This window comes from Actibacterium lipolyticum, assembly GCF_900184935.1.
GTDB classification, from domain to species: domain Bacteria; phylum Pseudomonadota; class Alphaproteobacteria; order Rhodobacterales; family Rhodobacteraceae; genus Actibacterium_A; species Actibacterium_A lipolyticum.
In genome coordinates this window covers 8,494-30,591 of sequence record NZ_FXYE01000003.1, presented here as the reverse complement: position 1 = coordinate 30,591, position 22,098 = coordinate 8,494, and the positions used below count along the sequence as shown (strand labels likewise).

Annotated in this window: 16 protein-coding genes; 2 read left to right on the top strand and 14 right to left on the bottom strand. The window is 59.7% G+C overall.

The features are described 5' to 3' along the window. Nucleotides 1-92: 92 nt before the first annotated feature. The 6 genes from COL8621_RS17240 to COL8621_RS17215 form a co-directional block, all read right to left on the bottom strand. Entirely contained in the window at nucleotides 93-686 is a 594-nt protein-coding gene (locus COL8621_RS17240) for a regulator (protein ID WP_092765105.1), read from the bottom strand. Between the two features lie 76 nt (nucleotides 687-762). After that, a complete protein-coding gene (locus COL8621_RS17235; protein ID WP_093968673.1) occupies nucleotides 763-2,745 on the bottom strand; it encodes a ParB/RepB/Spo0J family partition protein in 1,983 nt (660 codons plus the stop codon). A gap of 159 nt (nucleotides 2,746-2,904) precedes the next feature. After that, a complete protein-coding gene (locus COL8621_RS17230) occupies nucleotides 2,905-3,294 on the bottom strand; it encodes a DUF3768 domain-containing protein (RefSeq protein WP_093968672.1) in 390 nt (129 codons plus the stop codon). An 88-nt stretch (nucleotides 3,295-3,382) separates the two neighbouring features. Next, nucleotides 3,383-3,592 carry a DUF6330 family protein gene (locus COL8621_RS17225; protein ID WP_093968671.1) on the bottom strand — a complete coding sequence of 70 codons (210 nt, stop codon included), beginning with the start codon at nucleotides 3,590-3,592 and terminating at the stop codon, nucleotides 3,383-3,385. A gap of 23 nt (nucleotides 3,593-3,615) precedes the next feature. Beyond that, nucleotides 3,616-4,554 carry an ArdC family protein gene (locus COL8621_RS17220; protein WP_093968670.1) on the bottom strand — a complete coding sequence of 313 codons (939 nt, stop codon included), beginning with the start codon at nucleotides 4,552-4,554 and terminating at the stop codon, nucleotides 3,616-3,618. A gap of 40 nt (nucleotides 4,555-4,594) precedes the next feature. Next, nucleotides 4,595-5,080 (bottom strand): hypothetical protein, encoded by a 486-nt coding sequence (locus tag COL8621_RS17215; protein WP_093968669.1) that lies wholly within the window; start codon nucleotides 5,078-5,080, stop codon nucleotides 4,595-4,597. Between the two features lie 278 nt (nucleotides 5,081-5,358). On the opposite strand from COL8621_RS17215, the gene COL8621_RS17210 reads away from it, so the two are divergent. Next, on the top strand, nucleotides 5,359-6,561 hold the full coding sequence (locus tag COL8621_RS17210) for a Fic family protein (RefSeq protein WP_093968668.1): 1,203 nt from the start codon (nucleotides 5,359-5,361) through the stop codon (nucleotides 6,559-6,561). A 212-nt stretch (nucleotides 6,562-6,773) separates the two neighbouring features. Here the strand turns inward: COL8621_RS17210 and repC are convergent, their stop codons facing one another. The 4 genes from repC to COL8621_RS17190 all read right to left on the bottom strand — a co-directional run bounded on the left by repC (nucleotide 6,774) and on the right by COL8621_RS17190 (nucleotide 11,485). Next, complete coding sequence (gene repC / locus COL8621_RS17205; RefSeq protein ID WP_093096833.1) at nucleotides 6,774-7,829, bottom strand: plasmid replication protein RepC; 1,056 nt, start codon at nucleotides 7,827-7,829, stop codon at nucleotides 6,774-6,776. A 238-nt stretch (nucleotides 7,830-8,067) separates the two neighbouring features. Then, nucleotides 8,068-9,036 (bottom strand): plasmid partitioning protein RepB, encoded by a 969-nt coding sequence (gene repB / locus COL8621_RS17200; protein WP_235823935.1) that lies wholly within the window; start codon nucleotides 9,034-9,036, stop codon nucleotides 8,068-8,070. Next, nucleotides 9,036-10,235: a plasmid partitioning protein RepA gene (gene repA, locus COL8621_RS17195; RefSeq protein WP_009807965.1), complete on the bottom strand. Its 1,200-nt coding sequence runs from the start codon at nucleotides 10,233-10,235 to the stop codon at nucleotides 9,036-9,038. The genes repB and repA overlap by 1 nt, the downstream gene beginning before the upstream one ends. A gap of 341 nt (nucleotides 10,236-10,576) precedes the next feature. After that, complete coding sequence (locus COL8621_RS17190) at nucleotides 10,577-11,485, bottom strand: recombinase family protein (protein ID WP_093968742.1); 909 nt, start codon at nucleotides 11,483-11,485, stop codon at nucleotides 10,577-10,579. A 226-nt stretch (nucleotides 11,486-11,711) separates the two neighbouring features. Between COL8621_RS17190 and COL8621_RS17185 the strand changes: the two genes are divergently transcribed. Then, complete coding sequence (locus tag COL8621_RS17185; protein ID WP_093968666.1) at nucleotides 11,712-12,779, top strand: hypothetical protein; 1,068 nt, start codon at nucleotides 11,712-11,714, stop codon at nucleotides 12,777-12,779. Between the two features lie 108 nt (nucleotides 12,780-12,887). On the opposite strand, the gene COL8621_RS17180 is transcribed toward COL8621_RS17185, so the two are convergent. From COL8621_RS17180 to COL8621_RS17165, 4 genes are read right to left on the bottom strand one after another with little or no spacing between them, the layout of a single operon-like run. Then, nucleotides 12,888-15,545, bottom strand: coding sequence for a DEAD/DEAH box helicase family protein (locus COL8621_RS17180; protein WP_093968665.1), 2,658 nt, complete (start codon nucleotides 15,543-15,545; stop codon nucleotides 12,888-12,890). Further along, nucleotides 15,511-17,577: a phospholipase D-like domain-containing protein gene (locus COL8621_RS17175; protein WP_141137911.1), complete on the bottom strand. Its 2,067-nt coding sequence runs from the start codon at nucleotides 17,575-17,577 to the stop codon at nucleotides 15,511-15,513. The genes COL8621_RS17180 and COL8621_RS17175 overlap by 35 nt, the downstream gene beginning before the upstream one ends. Continuing rightward, on the bottom strand, nucleotides 17,577-18,908 hold the full coding sequence (locus COL8621_RS17170; protein WP_141137910.1) for a hypothetical protein: 1,332 nt from the start codon (nucleotides 18,906-18,908) through the stop codon (nucleotides 17,577-17,579). The genes COL8621_RS17175 and COL8621_RS17170 overlap by 1 nt, the downstream gene beginning before the upstream one ends. Beyond that, nucleotides 18,905-22,096 carry a UvrD-helicase domain-containing protein gene (locus COL8621_RS17165; RefSeq protein ID WP_093968741.1) on the bottom strand — a complete coding sequence of 1,064 codons (3,192 nt, stop codon included), beginning with the start codon at nucleotides 22,094-22,096 and terminating at the stop codon, nucleotides 18,905-18,907. Before COL8621_RS17165 ends, COL8621_RS17170 begins: the two co-directional genes overlap by 4 nt. Nucleotides 22,097-22,098: the final 2 nt, after the last annotated feature.

Below are 22,098 nucleotides of genomic sequence, written 5' to 3'. Positions count from 1 at the left end.
TTTCTTTCATTGGGGGAATTGTTGTCGCCAATGTCCCGAGAGGGCCGCAGGCCCGGCAGGGTATTGGCGATGCGTGTTTGAGAAAGGGCGCGTTACGCCGCCCTCCGATCATCGAGTTCCATCAGCGCATCGAGCGGCACGCGGTAGGGCTGCATGGCGTCGAAATCCTCGCAATTGCCGCAGTTCTGCACGATCGCGAAGGTGTCGCAGGCATCCTTGAGAATGACCCGGAAGGTGCCGCCGAGGCCCGAGGGCACCTCGTAGGTCCCGCCGATGAGATAATCCGAGGCCCGGCGCACGAAGACGCGGATGCTGTGGCCATCGGTGGCGAGCCGGATCGCACCCCGCCCCCGGTCGATGAGCACCTGCACGTCATCCAGGATGTCGGTGTAGAACTGGCCGGTCAGATCGCGAAATGCCATGCGGCGCTGCGCCATCCAGTCGGTGTCCCGGAACGGGTTCATGCCGTCGGCGAAGGCGAAGGAGGGATCGGCCTGTTCGGTGGTGACGATACGGGTGGTCGTGCCATCGATGCCGTTCGAGCGCAGATGCACACCATTGCCGACGATGAGGATCAGGGCCGGCCTGTCCACGGGCCCGTTCCAGTTGGGCAGGAAGGTTTTGCAGGCGCGCGCATGTGCGATTTGCGCCGCAACAGCGGACGCAGAGAACTTGAGAATAGCCATGAGGATGTCTTTCGGTTGGGTGTGGGAGGGTCGACCCGCGCGGGCGGCGTGGTCCACGCGCGGGTCGCATGATGGCTCAGGCCGCTTGCGCGACCTCGCTGTCAGGCTCGGGGGTTTCCGCAGCGGGCTCCGCCTCATCAAAGGCGATACCGGCGGTCTGCATCATCGGCGGGCACCAGGCGGCCACGGCAACGCGCTGCGCGTCGGTGAGCGTAGCGAAGGGCTCTGCAAAGAGCTTGTCGCAGAAGGCGACGATCTCTTTCTTGCTCGACGAGGCCAGCGTCACCGCCTCCTGGGCGAGACCCAGATCCTCGCCGAGGATCTTCAGGAGCCAAGCCTTTTTAAAGCGGTTGAAGAGCGCCGCGTTCGGCGTCCAATGCGCCCGGATATCGGGCATGATCTCGATTTCGAAATCATGCATCAGGCTGTCGCGCTGGCGGTCCCGCGAGAAGCAGGACTGCGTGGTGCTGGCGGTGGCATAGGCCACGAGCTTGGCCTTCTCCCCTGCTTCGAGCGCGCGAAACGCCGCGAACTGATCGGCGGGCGCGCGGGCGTCATCGAGCCACGAGAGGTCAAGCGCATCATGCGCCGCCGCCACCTGCTCGAGCGAGGTCTCGTCGATCTCGTCCATCTTGGCGTGGCTGCGGTATTCCTTGCGGGCATCGATCTTGATCGCCTGCGTGACACTCATTCCACTGGCCAGAACATCACTAACCAGCTTGAAGAGCGTGAGATCGAGCGTGGCCTCCGGATGAAGCGCCATCGCGGCGCCGAGGGCCATGGCCCGCTCGGTCTTGAGGTCCTCTGCCAGCGAGGCTGGAAAAGTGATTTCGCCGGCGTCCGGGGCCTCCTCCCCCGTCGGGTTAGCCGAGGAGCCGCGCGCGCCTTCCTCTTTGACGGTGTCTTCCGGGCGGACGAGGCCAACATGGAGGGTCACCTGCCCGCCCGACCAGGACGCGATCACGCCTGCACGGGCGAGGTCCTCGGTGCGGTAAGCCTCCTGCAGGTCGCGCGCTTCCTCTTCCAGAGCGTCCACGCGCTCGTAAAGGGCATTGTAGGCACCGTCCTCGAGCCCCTCATCCTCCATCTCGAGCTGCAATTTCTCAAGCTCGGCGGTGATCTCATCAATGCGCTTCTGGGCAGCCTCATCGGGCTCGATCGGGCCGGGATAGACGCGGCCGTAGTCGGCCATGGTCGCGTAATCATAGCGGACCATCGCATCGGCCCAAGCAAAGCCCAGCCTCGTACGGGCCTCCTCGGCGGCGGCACCGAGCTTCTCGAGTAGAATGGTCTCGACAAGAGCCGCATCCTCGAGCACGGAATGCTCTTCCAGAAGGTCAGCCGCGACGGCCCCGCCGCGTGCCTCGTAGTCTTCGCGCACGAAAGCCCCGATATCGTCGCTGACCTGCACGCCGCGGGATTTGAGGGCCTGACGGACGGTATAGGCCTGCAGATAGCCGCCGTCTTTCGTGAGCGCCTCGAAGACCTCGCGCTGCACCTCCTGGCTCGGGTGCTCGGCAAAGGCCTTCATCGTGTCGAGCGTGATCGTCTTGGCCCGGGCCGCCGCGCGAATGTCGGGGTGGATCAGGCCGTAACGCAGCCGGCCTTTCACGGCGGCCACCGTGGTGCCGAAGGTCTTGGCGATCGTCTCGGGCGTTTGTCCATCTACCTCCATCATCCGGGCGAAAGCTTCGAACTCGTCGATGGCATTCATCGGGGATTGCGTGATGTTCTCGGCGAGCGACAGCGCCGTGGTGACGTCGCACTCCTCCGGCACAAGGCGGCAGTCGACCTTGGATTTCGCGGTGAACCCCTTGGCGGCCTTGTCAGCGACCAGTTCCTTGAGCGCGGCATGGCGCCGGCCGCCGGCAAGCACTGCATATTTGCCGTCAAGCTTCTGGACCAAGAGCGGCTGAAGCAGGCCCAGAACGGCGATGCTGGCTTTCAGATGCGCGATGTTCTCGGGGTCATAAGTTTCCGGCGAGTTGCTGCGCACATTGGCAGGATGCGGGACCAGATCGCCGATGGCGACGGTGAGAGGGGCAAAGCTTGTGGTCATGGGATTTCCTTCCAGGTGGGTGAGGTGTGGCCCGCGCCTTCACGCGCGTAACCAATCCCCGGCTTCAGGGATCACCACGACAAAAGGCCCGCTTTGCCTTTTTGAGGGGCAGCGGGCCTTCATCGTCTCAGATGTCAGGGGGAGGAGTCCCCTGCCCTTCTACCAGTCGCGCGCCAGCATGATGGTCAGCACGCGCATGGTGGCGGCGGGATTGTCCGGGGTCTCAGCCCCGTAGCGGAAGTCTGAATCCGCCTCATAGAGATCGATTTTCCAGAACACGGTCTCGCCCCGGATCTCGACCGCCCCGAAATCGTGCCATCCTTCGGGATCATTCTCAGGCTCGAATGTGGCAAACTCACCGGTGGCCTTCACCGCCTCGGCCATGAAGCCGTCACCGGCCTCCATGAGCGAACGGGTGACATGCATGCGGCCCTGGATAGGCTGCGCGGGCGGCACTCCAAGGCACGCGAGCTTGCGGAACGCGTCGTTCTGCGCCGCGATCAAGGTCGCATCGGGACGATCTGGCTGGGGTTGAACGGTCATGGACATGGGAATCTCCTTTGAGAAGTTTGAAACACCCTTCTCAAAGCCCACTTTTTCTTTTCCGCTTGGCGGATGAATCGAGGCCGAAGGCGCCCTACCCGAACAGCCCTTTGGGTCTGTAATTCGGGTTGGGGATGGTTTCGATCCAGCCGCCCTGGTCCGTGATGCTCTCGAGCGCTGCCGAGAGCGGATAAGCGCCCTCGGATGAGCTCCACCAATAGGCACCGCGCTTGAAGGTGATGATCTTGCGGCGGCCGTCGTTGAAGCAGGCCACCCGCAGCGTTTTGGGTTCCTTACGTGACATGGGTGTCTCCGTTCTCCGTGCGGTCAGGCGGCCTCGGCGCTGCGCCCTACCCTGCCCGTCTCCGATCTGGCGATCAGATAGTCGCAAGCGCGCTGCGCATCCGCGGCGTGCTTGAAGATCGCACCCTTGTCCGACCGAAGAACGCGCAACCAGTTGTGGAGATAGGCGGCATTCATCTCGAGCGTATGCGCTGTGAAGCCGAGCGTCTGACCCAGAAACACCGAGGTCAATTCGGCGACGATCTCCTCGCGCGCATAGGACGTGTTGCCAAACTCCGAGAACCCGAAATCGCGGTTCAGTCGATGCGGGGCTTTCGTGGCATGGGCCAGCTCATGGGCCCAGACCCCGTAGAAATTGCGCGGGTCCTGGAACCGCGTGATGGATGGCATGTAAACCTTGTCCACGGGGGGCAAATAGTACGCTTCCGTTCCTGTGAAGACGGTCGTGATGTCGATGGCGTCAAAAAACGCCTGCATGTGCGGGATGGGCTCGGACGGCGGATGTTCAGGCACTGGCTCGGGGTCAGGGTAGAAGCTGTCGGGCAAGCCCTCGATCTGGCAGGCATTGAACACGCGGTAGGATTTCTGGAAGCGGAAGATGCGGGCTTCCTCGGAGCGATCATCGCCATCGCTGCGGTCGTCCTCGCCGCCCGCGTCTTTCCGGCTTTGACCGTAATAAACGACGACAGAGGACTTTTCGCCTTTGCGGACCTTTGCATCCAAAGCATTGGCCTGCGGCAGCGTCATCCAGAAGGGTGAGCTATGGCCCGCCATCACCGTTCGCATGGTGAGCAGGAAGTTGTTGACCCCCTGGTACGGCTCTCCTCCAACGCGCAGAGGACGCGAGCTGCCTCCTGCCGTCCAGGGCTTGCGCCACGGCAAAACGCCGCGCTCGATGATGCGAATGATTTCGTTTGTGATGACCTCGGAGGCATCGAATTTGGGCGTGCGGGATCGGGCCATGGCTGGCCTCCTTTCGAGTTTTGGTGAGAGGAAATGGTGATCAGGCTGACTGATGGGACCGCGGATCGTTGGCGATCTTGGCGCCGAGCACTTCGACCATGTCGATGTAGGTGGTCAGCGAGACGGACTTGCCGGAACCCGAAGGTTCAGGGTCGCCCGATCCGTCCCGCGCCACCCGCGGCAAGTTTGCGAAGGCGATGACATCGGTGACGGGTCGGATATCGATGAACGGGGTCCCTCGTGCGACCGCAAGAGTGGCCAAGGGAAAGCGCTCGATCGGCGCGAAGGTGGACACGATGGTGCAACCGAGATGGAGGAATGTTCCGTCCTCTCCGCAGATCACATGCGCGTCCGGTACTGTCGCCGCCTGCTTCAGATACCCGAGATCACGCAGGACAGTCTCGCGCTCGAGCCGTTGTGCCTGCCCCGTCTGGCCGGTTCGGCGTAGTTCCTTGTGTCGCCACCACGAGGCAGCGGTGGCGCGCAACACGCGCAAGACACCTGTTTGCATGGGAATGCCCTTCATCAGGAACGGCAGACCGGAACCCGGCCCGGACCCATCTGAGGGACCCCAAAGGCCCTCATCCGTCAGTCACAAAACCCGAAGAACACTTTCTCTTTTTCCCGGCCCCTTTGGGCACACAACAAAACCGAAGGGCCCTGCACATCTGCCGAAACCATTGATTTCATACAGCAATTCTAGATCGACAACCAAGATCGGCAACGCATATCGGCAAAACCTTGCTTGAAAGTACGAAATGTGTTTATTTTTCAATTACTTTGCAAACATGGAAGATCGGCAAAATGCTGGAAACACCCGCCAGGATCGAACCCTGCTTCTTCGAGGAGCATATTCCTACAGAACTGGCAGACCTTTCGGTCGACATCCAGAGGGAAGCCACCGGGCTGGGACAAGGGTTGCATCCTGACAGCGCAGCCGAACTTGCCGATCTCGTCCGTGTGATGAACTGCTACTACTCCAACCTGATCGAAGGACACAACACGCGCCCCCGCGACATCGAAAGGGCGCTGGCTGGCGCCGTGCTAGAGGAAGAAACCCGCCCTCTCGCCCTTGAGGCCCGGGCGCACGTCATCGTTCAACGGGCCATCGATGAGATGCATCGCATAGGCACCCTGCCCCGCCCCACATCTGTCGAATTCCTGACTTGGGTCCATAAGAGCTTCTACGATGAGATGCCTGATGAGTTTCGGGTCATCGAACATCCCGACGGCACACAAGAGCCCATCGTTCCAGGACGCATGCGCCAGGATGACGATCGGGAAGTTGCAGTCGGGCGCCACCTACCTCCTTCTTCGTCGCGGGTCGCGGCATTCATGGACCATTTCGACAAACGATTTCAGATTGCGGCGCGGTCTTCGAGCGGACGGATCATCGCGATCGCCTCTGCACATCACCGGCTCAACTACATCCACCCTTTCCCGGATGGTAACGGCCGTGTCAGCAGACTGATGTCTCATGCCATGGCCCTCACAGCGGGGATCGGTGGCCAGGGGCTCTGGTCCGTATCGCGAGGGCTGGCCCGCGGACTAACCGATCGGGGCGAGTACAAACGGATGATGGATCTGGCCGACAGTCCTCGCCGCGGAGACCGCGACGGGCGTGGGAACCTGTCAGAAGCGGCACTGAAGACGTTCAGTGAATGGTTCCTAAAGGTGACGCTCGACCAGATCACCTTCTCAGCAAGATTGTTCGATCTCGGCGGATTGGACCAACGGTATCGTCGTCTTGTTGCAGATACCATCGATGACAAGCGAGCACCGGAACTAATCTCGGCGGTTCTTCGGCATGGCGCACTGGAACGAGGCGACGCGCAGATAGTGCTCAAGACGTCCGAGCGTACTGCTCGCAACACGCTGAGTAAATTGACCGCCGCCGGATACCTGACTTCCGCCTCGCCGAAGACACCAGTTCGGTTGGCGTTTCCGTTGGATTATCGAGAGCGGCTCTTTCCAAACCTCTTTGGAGATGGTGACCTCCCACAATAACTTTAGGGATTTAGGTTTTGATGCCTGGCCGCCGATTTCTTCCATGGGCGGCGAGATTTGCATCAAGGTTCGCTCGTGCGTTACTTGTCCACCGCGGTGGACATCTGCTGGTCTGAGATAAACTGAAGAACCACCACGCGCCGCCAGGTGCGTTTGGACAGTTTTGGTTGCCACAAGCGCCGCTTCTCGTTCGAAGTCCACCGCGGTGGACATTAGACAGTTCGCTCATTGGTTTCGGACAGTCGCTTGATCAAAGCTAATGGATCAAATTGGTTTTGCCTTTGACCCAGGGTGATACTGTGAAAATACGCCCCAAAATCCCTGATGCGTTTTCCAAGTTGTAGCATGATAAAGATCGCGCATGACGCTTTCTGAGCTCCTACAGCATTCTTGGCTTTCTCGAAAGTTTCTGGGTGAATGCCCATCATGGGTGCAAGTGTTCGAGCATGGTTTTCAATGTCCAACCAGTTTCTAAGTCTCTCTGTGGAGAACGATGTCGCCTGATCGCAGACTGAGGTCAGCAAGTCTGGTTTCAGGGCCTCATCGCCTATGTTGCTATCTAAATCTTTTTTTTCTTCTTCAGACTTAGATTGATGCCGGACAGTTTGTCCGTCATTGGCGGGCAATTCCATAGTTTCAGGCGGGTCATCCGGGGTAGACAAACTCTGGCATTCTGCATCTGTATTGGCGAGCAGAGCGTGGTATTCGGGGAGGCTCAGCTTCCTGCGTAGAGCTTTCCGTGCGTGGTTGATGAATGCGTTGCTAGGATCGTGCTCTTCCAAATGGGCGAGCTTTGTAAGGATCTGTTTGCGGACAAATATCCGATCTCGCCGGTTATTCTCCATCTCTTGCGCGATGGCTATAAGCTCGCTCGCACGTTGGAGCAGGGGGGTGAGAGACAATCCATAACTGATGCACTCCCCGCCGGATGAGCGAACGCGGTAGCGCTTTCGGTTCGAGCTGTCATTGCGCTTGATGAATCCGAGTTCAACGAAGCGGTTGATGTGCCTCCGGAGTGTCCGTTCGTCGATTCCGCCAACGCGCTGGCAAAGTGAATTGTTAGACGCAAAAACCGTTTCGCCATGGCCAGGTTTCAGAAAACTGAGCATTGCTTGAAGTGTCTGTATGTGGCCAGGACGTAGACCAAACACGCTGCGTGCATCTCTCAGGGCTCTGAAGATGGTCCAGACGTCGGTTTCAGATGGGGGAAATGAGCCGCGGGTTGCATCAGCACCTGCGGCTTCGATCGAGAGTTTTGTAAATGCCATGGCTTGTTCACGACGACCGTTCGGCCCACAACTTCCCCGTCTCTTTCCTCGAATTTTCGCGGAAAAAGGCAAAAAATATCAGTCCACCGAATCGGTGACTCTTGACCGGTATGCTGGAGGTTGCTACATCAAAGATGCTAATCAGATGATGAGGGCTCTCCAGGGGAAACTTTGGGGGGCTCTTTTCTTTCGGGTCTTCGCTTTTCTCCTCTGCTCGTGTTGCTCTGTGTGGCCTGGGTTAGGACCCAGAGCCTCTCTCATTCCGCCACTGTACGAAGAGTTGCAAAAGCGCAGCTTCCGCGTGTTCTTCGAGCCATTGGCCGAATTCTGGATTGTCCTTCTTGGTGACCTTGAGAGCGATCGCCTTCTCATCGATTGTCAGCGTGCCCAATGAACTGCCGTTCTCATCATTGATGACCGAAGTCAGCCCACGATTGGGCGGCTTCTTGTCGCTACGGGCTTTGCTCGAGCAAGCCGAATAGACCGCTTGGAACTTTTCGGAGCTAGGAGTGTCGTCGGGCAGGGCGGTGAGCGCCTCTTTGGCGATGTCCACCAAATCTACCTTCACCGATAAGGCAGCTAGCTCACCCCACTGCCGTCGTCCGATCCCATGTGCTGGCCCGATGAGTTGAACAAGACCGTCTGGCAGTTGTTCTATGACGACCCTGTGGTTGGATACGCCTTGCCGGGTCAGACCTAGAGCATCTTGAATGACGCCGGGTTTGTACCCGGATTCTTGCATCTCTTTGATAAAAAGAGACTTTTCTATAAAAGACGGATCAAGCCTGAGGTTGTTCTCCTGGCCTTGAGCGATCAGAGATGCGTCATCGTCCAAGGTTCGAACAATTGCCTTGACCGTTCCACCGACCTTACGGATCGCCGCAAGCCTGCGGCGGCCGTAGATGATGCGGTATCTGTCCGGTTGGGCTGATGGACGGACCATGATGGGCACTTGTTGGCCATGCTTGCGAATGCTCTCGGCCAACTCATCGATACTGGAATCTTCCAGCACCAACCGATCCCGCAGCCCATCCATGTCAATCTGATCGGGTTCGATATCGCGAATCGAGTTTGCTGTGATCTCGCGCAAAGAGTCGCGCAATCCTCCAACAGATCCCGGCAGCTTTGCCGCTTTTGGCGGGGTAGGGGAGGGGGCTCCGCTCTCCGTCTCATTCCTTGGAGGCTGGTTGAAGATGTTTCGGGCCATTAGCGACGCCCCCATGCCATTTGGATCGTCTGCTCTAGCTCATCGCCAACGCCATTCACGCTGGTCAGGGCGCGATCAATTGTCTTTCTGATGAATTGGCTTGGATCGACTTCGTAGACGGTCTGCTGGGTCATCCCCGCGTCGGAGATCGCCGTAGACTTCAGCATCGGCTCTGTCATGACCTGACCTGCCAGAATTGATCTCAGGTAGCCTGCCATTTGGGTCTGCGGACCGTCCGACGGTTCATATCTGGTAATCAGGAACTTGACAAAATCCCATGTGACACGCCGACCGATGGCTTCCTCCACCGCCTTGACCGTTTCTGAAGCAAGCTTCAGGAATTGGCTCATGGATGCGATGTCAAGCATGCCAGGTACCACGGTAACCAAAAGTCCCGTCGAGGCTGCCAGCGCAGTTAGGGTTAGAAACCCAAGCTGAGGCGGGCAGTCGATCAGGACGATGTCGTAGTTTGCCTCAACCTCTTCAAGCGCCAAGGCGAGGCGCTCTGCAAAGATGGGTTGTACGCGACGGGCGAGAGCGTTTGCGGTCTCGGTTTCGTACTCCGAGAGCATCAAACCGGCGGGCACCATGTCGAGCTTATGGAAGTAGGTCTTTTGGATGACGTTCGAGAGAGGAACTTGGTCCTCATATCTCAAAGCATCATAGATTGTGCCGCCATCGGCGAACTCAAGCTCGGGCCGAAAGCCGAAAAACGTGGTCAAACTTGCTTGCGGATCGAGGTCTAGGACCAGCACGCGGTAACCGCGCAAGGCATACCTTTGCGCAAGATGAATCGTTGCAGTAGTCTTTGATGAACCGCCTTTGAAGTTAACGACGGATATCACCTGGAGACGATCGCCATCACGTCGACCTGGGCGGTAGCTTTCTGCGTTCTTTCCAGTGCGTCCAAGAACATCGCGCAACTCATCAATCTCTTGGGCTGTGTAGAACCGGTGTCCGCGGTTGTCTGTATGCACTTCCGGGAAGCTGCCGTCCTTGTGCCGGTTGCGCAGGTTAGATGTGCTTACGCGCAGGAGGCCGGCGACTTCGGTGGAACTGAAGCGGCGTAGGGACTTTCGTTCTTCGGGTTCGAAAGCGATCTTCATCTGGCGATCCAAAGACTCAGCCAGATTGTCGGCAAATGCTCCGATATCGGAAGAGCCTATGCCTTGCGTGTATCCAATGTTACGATCATCCATGTCCTGCCGCCTACTCTCGGCCTCTGTTGAGGCTCTTAGTCATTCTGACGGTGTACAGCGTGTCTGACGCGTTTTGCCGTCAGAATGGGAATGCCACGATCCAGTGAGTCCGGCAAGAAGAATCTAAATGTAGTGTGAAAGTTATCCACAACACCTATAGGTGTTGTCGTATAAAAAACTCAGCAAGTCATTGATATAGATATATTAAATGCAGATCTAACCGAATCGAGCCGCTACTCTGTTGAGTTGGCACATTAGCAGCTAACCCCAAGCAACTATTGGCACTTTATGCCTCCTGCGGAGTTTTCTCCCAGTGAGATTTTTTGGATTCGGGTCAGAAGCTACATCTGATCTTGGCTCGATTCGTACGGCATGAGGCCAAGTCGTTCCGCCCGCTCCAACAGCATTTTCACCGAAGACGGCTGCCATCTTGTTCGGCCACGAGGCGTGCGTTCGCGCATAGATTCCAGCCGTTCACAGATCGCTTGAAGCGTGATGTCGGGATCTGCGCCCTTGATGCCAGCAATAATTGCGGGCAGGCGGTCGTCGGTTTCGCGGCGCCCGGCGCGGGCCAGCACCTCGGCAGGCAGGAAGCCGTCGCGGACATAGGCCTTCACAGCGCGCAAGAGACGGCTTTGGGTCCAGCGACGCGCCTCGGGCAGGGGGCCGTTGATGATGCGCACAACGTCTTCCCAGGCCAAGTCGGGGCGCAACCGGCGCACTTGGGGCACCCAGTCTTGAGCCGTCTCGTTCAGCCGCTCCATGTAGCCGTCTTGCCGCGCGAGCCGCACCTTGCGAAGAGCGGCAGGGTCTTTGGCCCGCAGCCCAGGGTTCCCGCCCACGTGGCCCTTTGTGCGTGCGCTGGCAAGGCCGGCCTTGGTGCGTTCCCGGATCAGGGCACGCTCGAACTCGGCCGCAGCGCCCAAGACCTGCAACGTGAACTTGCCCTGGGGGGATCCAGTGTCGATCGGGTCCTGAATGGAACGAAAGAACGCACCCTTGGCCTCCAGCCGCTCGATCACCTCCAGCAGATGCGACAGGGATCGCGCGAGGCGGTCAATCCGCACGACCACCAGCGTGTCGCCCTTGGATACGCGTTCCAGCACCCGCGCCAGCACCGGCCGCGCACGATTGCCGCCCGAGGCTTGTTCTTCATGGATCTCGGCGCAGCCCGCGGATTTCAGGGCCTGCGACTGGGGCAGGGGGGTCTGATCCTCGGTCGAGACCCGAGCGTAACCTATCAGGGGCACCAAAACAGTCTTTTTGCAGTTTCATACATCGCTATTAAACGACCGTTTGTAAACGAATGCAAGCCCGTGTTCTCGGACTTTGCTCATCAGAAACCCCTTGGTTTCTATACAGTGAGCGCGATGAGAGAGCCCTCGCTGACCATCGCCTACGCGTGCTATACAAGGAGCGTGGGCGCACTCCAACAAAACCCTTGGGTAATATGCAAAATTCCAGTATTTTGCATATATGAAGTCTCAAGCACCCGTATTTCATGATGAAACTGATGCTCTCTTGCTAGACGCTGAGGAAATGGAACAGTCGTCCGAGGACGATCTTTGGTTCCTGCCCGGTCCGACGGAAGAGGAGCCAGATTATTTGCCGCCCGGACCACGTGCCGAACCGCGTGAAGCCGTTGTCCTCGGCGATTGGCGGAAAGCAGAGGCGGGTCATGCCGCGCGTCTTGCTTGTGTGGCCGGTCGCGTAGGCGCGCTGGACGACCGGCTGAAGCGCGGCCCGGAAGGATGGCGGCACAGGCTTGCCCTGATCGAGGCTGCCGACCTCAGCTGGTTCGCGGGTGACCGCATCGGCCCGGATCGGCTGGCGCTCTGGATCTCCATGCGCATTTCCGGCTTGCAAGACGACACCGCCGCACTCGCGCGTGTCGGTTGGGCGGTACGTCGTCTGACAGGGGGGCCAGGCCCAGAGGTGGACCTGTCTGCCTTCCTCGACCGCCGCGATCCTGAGAACATGGCAGATGAGGCCGAGCCCTTTGCGGATCGCGCGGGCGGTTGGCTTGACCTGATGGCGCAAGCCGCCGACCTGCACCCGATCACGCGCGCCTGCATGGGGTTTCACCTCTGGAGCCTTGCGGGCCTCGGGCAACAGGGTGATAGGATGGAAGCGGCGGTCACGGCCGCACGGATCGTGGTCAGCGAGGGGAGCGGCGTAGTCTTTGCGCCTCTGGCCATGGGCGGGGCAGGGGGGCTGCGCTCTGGCGGCCCGTCTGCTGACCGTCTGTGGCGCTGGCTCGAAGGGATAGAGACCGCATGTTTGACCGCAATGCGGCACCTAGATGATATCGAGGCATGGTCAGCGCGCGCAGAAACCGAGATGATCCCACTCTCGGGAAAGACCCCGCGCGCCTTGCGCGCAGTGTTGACCGAATGGCCCCTTGTATCCGCTCCGATGGCCGAGGCAGTGACGAGCTCGAGCCGTGCCGCCGTTCAGCGCAACCTTGCCTGGATGGAAACGCGGGGGCTGATCCGCGAAGTGACCGGGCAGGGCCGTTACCGGATGTGGCGTTCGGCGAATTGAAGGCCGCGGCAGACTTCACCGATCTTGTTGACGGCAGAGGTGCACTCCCTGAAGGACTTCCCGCCAGATGCATCTTCGTCTCGGCGGTGATAAGCGGTGGCCGTGAGCTTAGCTCTGCGGCGGTGGCTTTGGCCAGAAGTCAGGGCTTTTTTCTTCGAGCGATTGTAGAAGCCTACTCTCCTCTTCGCTAAGATTTTCACGATCTTCTCCGGACGCAATAAGTCCGTGAAGCTGCGACCGTTGTTCGTCCCAGCGTCGTGACAGCACTAACCAATGATGCTCGTCATACGTACCCCGAAAAATTACGGGCCGAATTTCGATTCGCGGCAAATCCTGGCTACCGGCATCTACTGCCTCCTGCAGAAGCCGCGACCAATAGCTGTTCTTGCGATCGACGCGGCCGATCTGCTGCTCTACGACGCCCGGGTTCCATTCGAGATGGAGTAGAATGACGATCCGGCAGCTTTCGTGCAGATTAAGCCCTTCGCGTCCGACCATGGATTGGGCGATGAGCACATGCGGTTCGCTTTCCGAGCGATTGAATGCAAGTTGGACCAGACGTCGCGTGGGAGGGGCTGTCTGCCCGTAAAGCATCCGGGCGAATGAGGCTCGAGGCGCACCGTACTCGTCTATCAGACCCTGACGAAGCTTTGCCCACAATGCCTTCGCAGATATGCCGTCTAGTTCGTCGTCTTGCGCACTTCCTTCGGCGCGTTCGCGGAGGGCATTGGTTACCTGAGTGAGCGCTTCCACTACCGCTTCGCGTGAGATTTTGGCTCCCGAAGCCTCCTCCCGTAGAAAGGGCTCGGCTGCCCGAGCCAGTGGCGTGACGATATCAGACGCATTCTTGTCACTCGCAAAGGCCTGCAGCAGTGTTGTCTGGCCGGTCGCCCCGCTCTCAATCAGGGCCAGGATGTGGTTGCGCAGCGTCTGACGTTGCGTTTCAAAGGCTTTGTAGGAAGCGGTTAGGATGTCATCGACGCGCTTGCGGTCGTATTCGAGTTCAAGTTGATTGGCCGCTGCGCGCAGTACCCCTTGATCGTCGTCTGACGTCTTTTCCTGTGGCCATGGCGTTCCGTCCCGCACTGCCCGCAACATGGCCCGAGCATTGAGAAGATCGGTCAGCACGCGCATGGGCCGCGTGAAGCGGCCGAACACAAGAACCTTCTCCCCGCTGCGTGTGTAATTTTCAATTTCATCAACGACCGCCGACAGAACCGGATGCTCATAAAGGCTTTCAGTGCCATCAGCGAATGATGCAGTCAGCGCGTTTTTCCACCAATCTGCGCGTTGTTTTCGCTTGCGTACGCCATACTGCTCGGCCGTGAGCTCTGCACTTGCTTCGACACCTTCGTCGGCACCATCTTCTGCTATCTGCTGGCGATCAGCTTCCTCATCTTCGAGGCGACTGTCTCCGGCCCGCCGCTTCGCCAGTTTGTCGATGATTCCTGCCACTCCATGTCCGTTGCTGATCGTTAGCCGTGCACGGGCCGCCGTTGTATCGGCCGCCGCCTGGCCGATGACTGACAGTGCCTCGGCGGCAAAGACGATCCGGCGCCAACCTGGCGACAAATTGCCGGCATGAACTTCGATCGGGTGCTCGCGCCGGTAGCTCATTCCGTTGGGCGCATGCTTGTCGAACAGCATGATGGTTTCATCACGCCGCTTGTCCCGGCGTACTACCCAAGCCTCGAGACCCTTTTGAAAATTTGTCGCGGCGGCCTTGTAACGATGATGCGCTGCTTCGTCTGTACGCCACCGCCTGCGCACCGCTTCGGCAGCTTCGCGAAACTCTAAAACGGCAGGTTCGATCGACATCCATTTGCTGTCCGACATGGAAACGCGCTTTAGCGTGCTTTTCCACTGCAACACATCAAGTTCGACCGGGGTCGCAGTTAGGCCCAGACGGCGGCATGTTTTGCCACGCGGAAAAAGGACGCTATCGAGCAGCGCCGATAGCTTTCCCCATTCACGACGAGACTTATGGGCCTCATCGATGATGACAAGGTCGAACTGGCCAAGAGCAAGCCCGAGAGTGCGCTCGAGCAACTTGAGCTCGGTCGAATGGTTCTCAAAGCGGTAAGACTGAAAATCATCGAGCTCAGAACGGTTATCGATGTCTCGGAATTCCTGGACGATCGCTTCAACTGAAGTCTCCGTAAGTCGGCATCTCTCTGCCCGCTTCAAAATTTCTTTTGCCGCCAGTTCGACGCCTGGCATTCGCCAATGTGCGAGCTTGCACCCGTTTCTGATCTTCCTGTCTAGCTTTCGAACGATCAGCTTCAGGAGATCGGCACGCCACCTTATCCCGGACGTTTGCGCACGCAGATCGCCAAAACGGTGGGAAAGGATCACGAGGGCATCATCCATTCTTGCCGCGCCATCGGTTTCATATTCACGCATCAAGCCGTCGAAGCTGCGCAAAATATCTTTTGAACTTTCGCCTGCCTTGGTGATCTCGTCGCGCCATTGGGGGGCGACGACCGGCGGAACAACCAAGGCAACCCTGCCGCCGCTACGCTTGACTGCGAGGGCCAGAGCAACGGCGATCCGCGTCTTGCCCATTCCTACCTCATCGGCGAGCACGGCTCCGTGTTTTCTCAAGGATGCCGCCAAGGCTTTCAACGCTTCGATCTGACCTGCATCGAGATAGCCTTGTGGAAACAATGGCGATGCCTGTGGCCCGCTGATGTTGGCGGCAACAGATCCCCATCCCGCGAACTTGCCCATCTTAGCCGACATCAGAGACCCTACTTTCCAGCCCATCGAATTCGCTCACGTCCCAGTTGGCCTCAGCGGCACTCAAGGCTTCGTTAAGGGCCAAGAACTCAGTGCTGCCCCGCTTGACGTAGTCCGGCAGGAACGGCGGTTCCCGTAGGCAGGAAAGCGGGTTGATCTTTAGCGGAAGCAGGGCCTCGACCAATGCGCCTCTCGTCGGCGCTTTGACGTCGTGTCGCCTCGGGCCAAGCTTCCCACGTTCGGGCAGGTTGCCTAATTGCGTCAGCACACATTGCAGCCGTTGTGTCCAAATCGTCCAATCAGCCTTGGGAACCATCGTCTGGCGTTCGGCAATGGCCTCGATCAGTTTCATGGTTCGCCGAATGGCATAGCGCGCGTCCGGTGCCGCTCGCCCAGCCGCGCCCGACGAATTTCTGGTGTCTGGCGGTGCAGGCGGATCCTCGTCGTCTCCGGTGTCCCCTCCACCTGGCACTGCAGGAAAGCTGTCTAGAAGCTCGATGGCCTGCTCCAGATCTATCGGCTCCAGTGGCCGCGCAGCAAGCCGTCCGTAGTGGTCCAATACGGGAACCAGGACGGTCGATGCACCGTCGTTCTGATCGAGGCGACGCACGCCTACATGCGCCGGCTGCTCGCCATCCCACAGGAAATGTCCGGACCCGTTCGATGTAAGCGCTTGATTGCTCGGTCCCAGTATCACTATTCCCGTGGCATCCTCGCCTTGAGGCACTGCAAGGAAATTGGCCGTCTCGCCAGGCTTCCAGACAAGATGGGAGACAGGCGGGGCGATAAAGCGCGTGTCTCGGACGGGTGGGCCGTCTCCTGCGGTTAGGGCTGAAAGGTCGGTGATGTGAGCGTCCCAGTCGACTGGTAGAACGTGCCCGACAGGAGTCAGGCGGGACTTGGTCGCGGCGGGTTCCCAGCTCAAACCGTCTGCCGCCATTATGACCCCGGCCTCTAGGTTCCCGCCACGGCTTGGCGCAGCGAGAAAACCGGCAGGCGTAAGATTGCCCGAACCCAGATAGACCCAGGCGGAGGCACAGCCTTTACCATCTGCTTGCCGGTTTGCCGAGAACAGGAATTTGGCGTGCATGCGCCTCATGTCGCCATCAGCCTTCAGCGGACGTAGGAGCGACCATTTCGCCTCGCGCATGCTATTGAAAACAAGCTCCTCGGCCAGTGCTGCGCATTTGTCGCTCTCAACAACAAGCGTGATCTTCGCGGATCGTGTCAGGAGAGAGGCATCTATCAGCGCCTTGGCGACCGTGCTGGGAACAAGTGGCAAGCCCGCCGTCTGCCCGCCTTCCCAGAATCCAGACCCAAGAACGAGGTTGTTGCGGCGCTGCGACCCGGCATGGGTTTTGACGCGACTCGCCAGTTGGGCGACTAGTGCTTGCTGCCTCGTATCGATGAAGCGTGGCGTAGCATTTGGCCGGGGTTTTAGCCGGTTCGTCCAGCGCTCCAATTCTGCAAATGCCGCACCTTGAATTTCCTGGGCCTTTCCCGCCTCGGCGTCCCCTTCAAAAAGTCGGCACTGGTATTGCCGCCGCAACCAACGCCAGAAATCGCGCGCCGCGGCCATGTCAGTCCAGTGTTGTTTAAGCGCGTCGTCCGACTCCCGCGCAAGAACATCTTCCGCCGCCAGATCGAGCCGCCAGACGAGGTCGATGCTGTCTTCGGTGGTCTGCCGGGTCCAGTTGCCCGTGGTAACGAGCAAGCGCAGAGCCCATTTGCTTTCATCGGTCGGGTTGCGAAATGCCAACAGCGCCACCTTCGCATGCATGAGGCGATAGGGCGGTGCGTCGTTGCGGGCGGGCAGATGCAAGACGCCTGGCACTTCGCCAGGAGGGATCTGTGCCTGCGAACGGTCAAGGCAGAGCCCGATGAACGTGCGGCCAAGTTCAGCGCGTGCCGATCGACCATGGCCGGTGAAACGCTCGACGAACGCCTCCATGAAATCTGCGTCGGCAGAAAATCCGCAAATCCATCCTGCATGGCCGGTCATGTCCGTCGGGGGTGCAGCATGCTCCACGAGGGAAAGGGGCAGATGTGGAGCGGCCATCAGTTCTGCCCCTGCGCTTCGATGAACGTGCCGAGCCGTCCCTCAAGGTCTAGTGACAGGCGTCGCAGGTAAATTATGCGCGGAGAGATCGAAGGGGGCAGGACGTCACGCTCGGCGCGCATGGGCGAATCGTCCTCTCTGCCCTCGGGGTCTGTTTCGATATCGGACCCCTCGTGCGTAGCATCGTCTACACGAAGAGCGGCGTCTGTCCGCCACGCAGCAGTCGGAACGACAACGCTGCCCGTCACCCGCAACATGTGGTTCTCGCGGTTCACGAGCATCGTGATCGCATGAACGTCGGATTGAAGTGCTTCGGTGCAAAACTCGCGTGCCGCTGCAGCTGCGTCAATCGGCCCGTGACCATCAAGTGCCAGAAAGCGCTGCGCTTCCTTGCGCCACGCTTCCAATGAGGCTGACACGCCTTCAGGAAGCGCTCGGGTCAGGTCAAGACGTGAATGGGCGACAAGTTCCTGTTCGATATTTGCCAGCACACCGATAGCGGCGTCGCGGGTTTGAAGAAGCGCTGCTCCTGCTCGCAGATCCTTCCAGTGGTTGTCGTCGATCTCGGCGGGTTGATTTCCCCAGTCGGTGTCCGGGGTCGTGCCAAAATCGTCCCCTCTATCGATTCTCCGCATCCAGACTAGAGCGTTCCGACGACGCTCGGCGCCTGCTCCGGGGAACGCTAGTGCCTCACGCATTGCAATGCGGGCATCATCTCCCGCATCGGTCGTTGGATTGAGTTTTCGGCGAAGAGAGGAAGTAAAGTTTACCGGCTTATCGAGCACCCAGTCGCGGAGGTAATCGGGAAGGTGCAGCCGCCCTTGGCCTCTTTCGCCAAAGACGGCATCGATGAGTTGCTGTCCGCGAATGTTGACTGAAAAGCTGTTGAATCTGGATCCGCTCGCATCAACGAGTCCAAGCCCGGGGAGCGCTTCGACACAACTCATGCGCATGGGTTGAGTTACATAGGACGACGGCGACTTCAGACGGCGAAAGGTCTGCTCCATCCCCCGGTCCTGCAGCGACTTGAGCTTTCGTGGTCCCCGAAGTCTCCAGTCTCCACGGCTCCAGTCCCTTTCCTGATAGCCGATCCAGCAGGCCAGAGCCTCTATGGCGTTGGCCACCTCTATCTTGCTTCCTGCATAAGGAGACTCCTCCGCAACCCGAATGCCTAGAAGCGCAAGCGCCGCCTGGCGTATGAACCAAATCCCGCCCAGGCCGGGAACCGCAGCTTCGTTGTAGAGCATGACTGCCCTGCCAAGCCCCAGTGTCAGTCTTCTGCGCGACGGCTTGACGTTTTCAGGTGCCAGCATGCCCCAATGTATTGTCATTCAGTAATAACTTTCGGTTCGGTGGCGGGTAGCTGCGCCAGTTCCAGCCGCCCATGGTCTATCCAGAACACAGCTAAACCTTGCAGCGGATGCTGCGGGAACAGTCTTGCCACCAGATCTGCATAGCTTGAAAGCTGCGGCCAGTAGAGGCCAAAACCCTCACCCGCACCGCCGGTTTTGTGGTCGATCAACAGGCATCCCTTCGGCCCAACTGCCAGCAAGTCGATCATGCCGGGAATTTCAGCACCTTCTGTAGTGTGTCCTAGCAGAGGAATTTCACAGAGCAGATCGGTGTAGCCGTCGGCCGAAAGCCAAGTCTTCAGCGCCGCTGCCCGCTCTGCCACCAAGTTGAGGGTTGCATCGTCCAGTCCGGTTGCCGTTGGCAAGGCTGTGATCAGATCAGGCCGGGTCAGGCACGTGCGCAAGGCGAGGTGTAGCGCCGTGCCTCGGGCCGCATCGCTGACCGTGCGGGGCCATGGTGTGCCCAAAGTGATACCCTGGGTTTCTGGTGCGGGCTGGGCCGTTGTGGCTTGTGATGGTTGCAACCGCCAGGGCGTCAATGTCACGGCAGGCAAGGGGGTGGCGCGGCCGAGCCGTGGCGTATCCGTGATCGCCCCTGCCAAATACTCGGTGAAACCTGCGTGTTCGGGCATCTGCGTGATCACGGATGGGCAAGCAACCGCGCCGATGCGCAATTTCCCACTACTGACCTGCGGCGCGCAGGCATCTGTAAACACATGGAACAGGCATTTGGCTTCGGGCGAGTCCTCGTCGCGCTCCTTGATGAAGCTCGGCCATTCCAGCACCAGCCGGTCGCGCGCCCGGGTCAGGGCGACGTACAGCAGGTTCTTCGCATTGGCCTCGAAATCCGCGCGACGATCCTCAATGAACCGCCGCTCAGCTTCGGGGGCTGCAAATCCTGGCAAATGGATCAGCGCGGCTGATGCCAGCACGGCTTCCATGTCGTCAATTTTGTCCAATGCGTCGAACCGAGACGCTGTGCTGCCCGGCCATTCCTCAATGCCATGGTCGAATTCGGCGACCACGGTGATCGGCCACTCTCGACCCTTGGAGGCGTGCCATGTGACGATTTCCACCGCTTCTGCACTGTTGCCCGAGGGATCGGGACGGCGATCAAAATCACGATCAGCCGCGCGTGCATCGAGCCAGCCGAGAAAGACCTTGGCAGTTTCGCCATGGAAACCGGAGGCAGCTTTGAGGTCGCGGTGCGCGGCTTCGAATTCACTCGCCTCGGCTTCAAGCCGCAGAAGGTCTGCGCGCGCCGCCGCAGCGTCGGGCTGACGCGCGGCCCAAAGGCGGAGACTGGCGGCGTCGAGGATCACGTCCAGCGCGGTCGACACCGACAGGCGAGCGAGCCGATCAGACAGGGCTGCCAAGCGCATGAGAACCGGATCATCCGCCAGCAGCCCGTCGATCTGCGCTGCCATTGCAGTTTGTAGGCTGAGTGGATCCGGGCCGAGCGTGCGCAGCAAAAGCCCAGAATGAATATCGGAGGGATTCGCGGCATAGCTCAGCGCAGCACGGGCCGCCTGCACAACAAGGCTTGCCGCCCAGCCATCTTCAGCGATGCGGACAGGGACACCACGTGCGCGCAGTTCCTCCGCGTAGCGTGCGGCGGTGGCGTGGCGGCAGACAAGAAGCGCTACGTCCGAGGGACGGGCGCTCCTGGCGGCCTTCGTGTGCCTATCGATGATCAATTCGCCTGTCTTCAGGATACCGGCGATGCGCTCGGCAATGTGTTCCTGAGGTTTCGAGGATTTCTTGACCCCGCGCCCCTTCACGACATTCAGTATCTCCAATGCCGGACCGGCCACCGGATCGCGGGTTGGGGCCAGCGGGTTGTAGCCTGCGCCGAACAGCCCCGCTCCGATGGCATTGATGAATTCCATGACTGCTGGCGTCGAGCGCCAATTGCGGTCAAGGGGCTGCGTCGCTTTTGGATTGGCCGCCGCAAGGGCCTGCGACAGACGCGAATCAGCTCCCTGAAAGCCCATGATCGACTGCTTCACATCGCCCACGAGCAGGGTGCGCGGTGCTTTCGCGCCGAGCTGCCAGAGCAGCGCAAACTGTACCGGGTTCGTATCCTGAAATTCATCGATGATGACGCAGTCAATTTCGTCGAGCACAGCTTGTCGCACCGCCGGATCGGTGCGCAGCAGACGTTCCGCCCCTGCGATCATGTCGGCGAAATCGATCAAGCCAAGTGCCTTCTTGCGCGCCTCATAGGCTTCCATCACCTCCTGCGCACAGGCGATCAGGCACGACAGATGCAGCTTTGCATCCGCCAGCGGGCCGGGATGGGTTGGCAGCACATCGGCGGCCTGCATGATTGCCTCGGCAAGCGCGTCATAACCATCCGGTGTCTTAGTGCGGCTGTTTGAGATGAAGAGGCTTCGTAGGGATTGCCAGAGGCCCCAGTCCCGATCCAGCAGCTCCGGTTCCCGTTCAACGCGACGAAGGAGCGCGAGGTTCTTTTCCAGTGTCTCGCGCGGACCTTTGGCCGTCACAGTAGCCATGCCGCCCTCGGGAAAACTCGCAAGCATGGCCCGAACCGCAAACACCAGCGCGTCACGGGCAGCGGCGGGATCTGTCAGCACCTCGCCATAGATGGTATCGAGGCGCGTCAACGCCGGTGCAATAAGCCTGGGATCGCGGCCCTTGTCACCCAACCCGCGCAAGAGGTCGATCATCGACAGCACCCGTCCGCGCAATGAGTCCTCGACCGTTTCGCCCTTTTGCCAGTTGGCCTGATAGCCGAAGCGCTCGGGCTCGGCCTTGATCGGGTCCAGCGATCTGGCATGCGCCAGTGCCTGTCGGATCAGCAGATCGCGCTCGGCATCGCCAAGATGGCGCGGTTGCAGTGACGCACCCGCCGCCAGCGCATGTTCCGTCAGAAGCCGCAGGCCCAGCCCATGAATAGTCGAGACATAGGCACGCTCGACCGCCATGGCCTCAGCTACCAGCCCGTCCGCCAGAAGGCCCGCCCGTATGCGTTCGCGCAATTCGCCTGCGGCGGCTTCGGTGAAAGTCACGGCAAGGATGCGCTCGGGGCGCACGACCTTGCGTTTGACCCAGTCGGAAAGCTGCGTCTTGATACGATGGGTTTTTCCCGCGCCCGCGCCTGCCGGCACAATCACCAGTCCCCGGTCTGAATCGAATTCGCCCATGA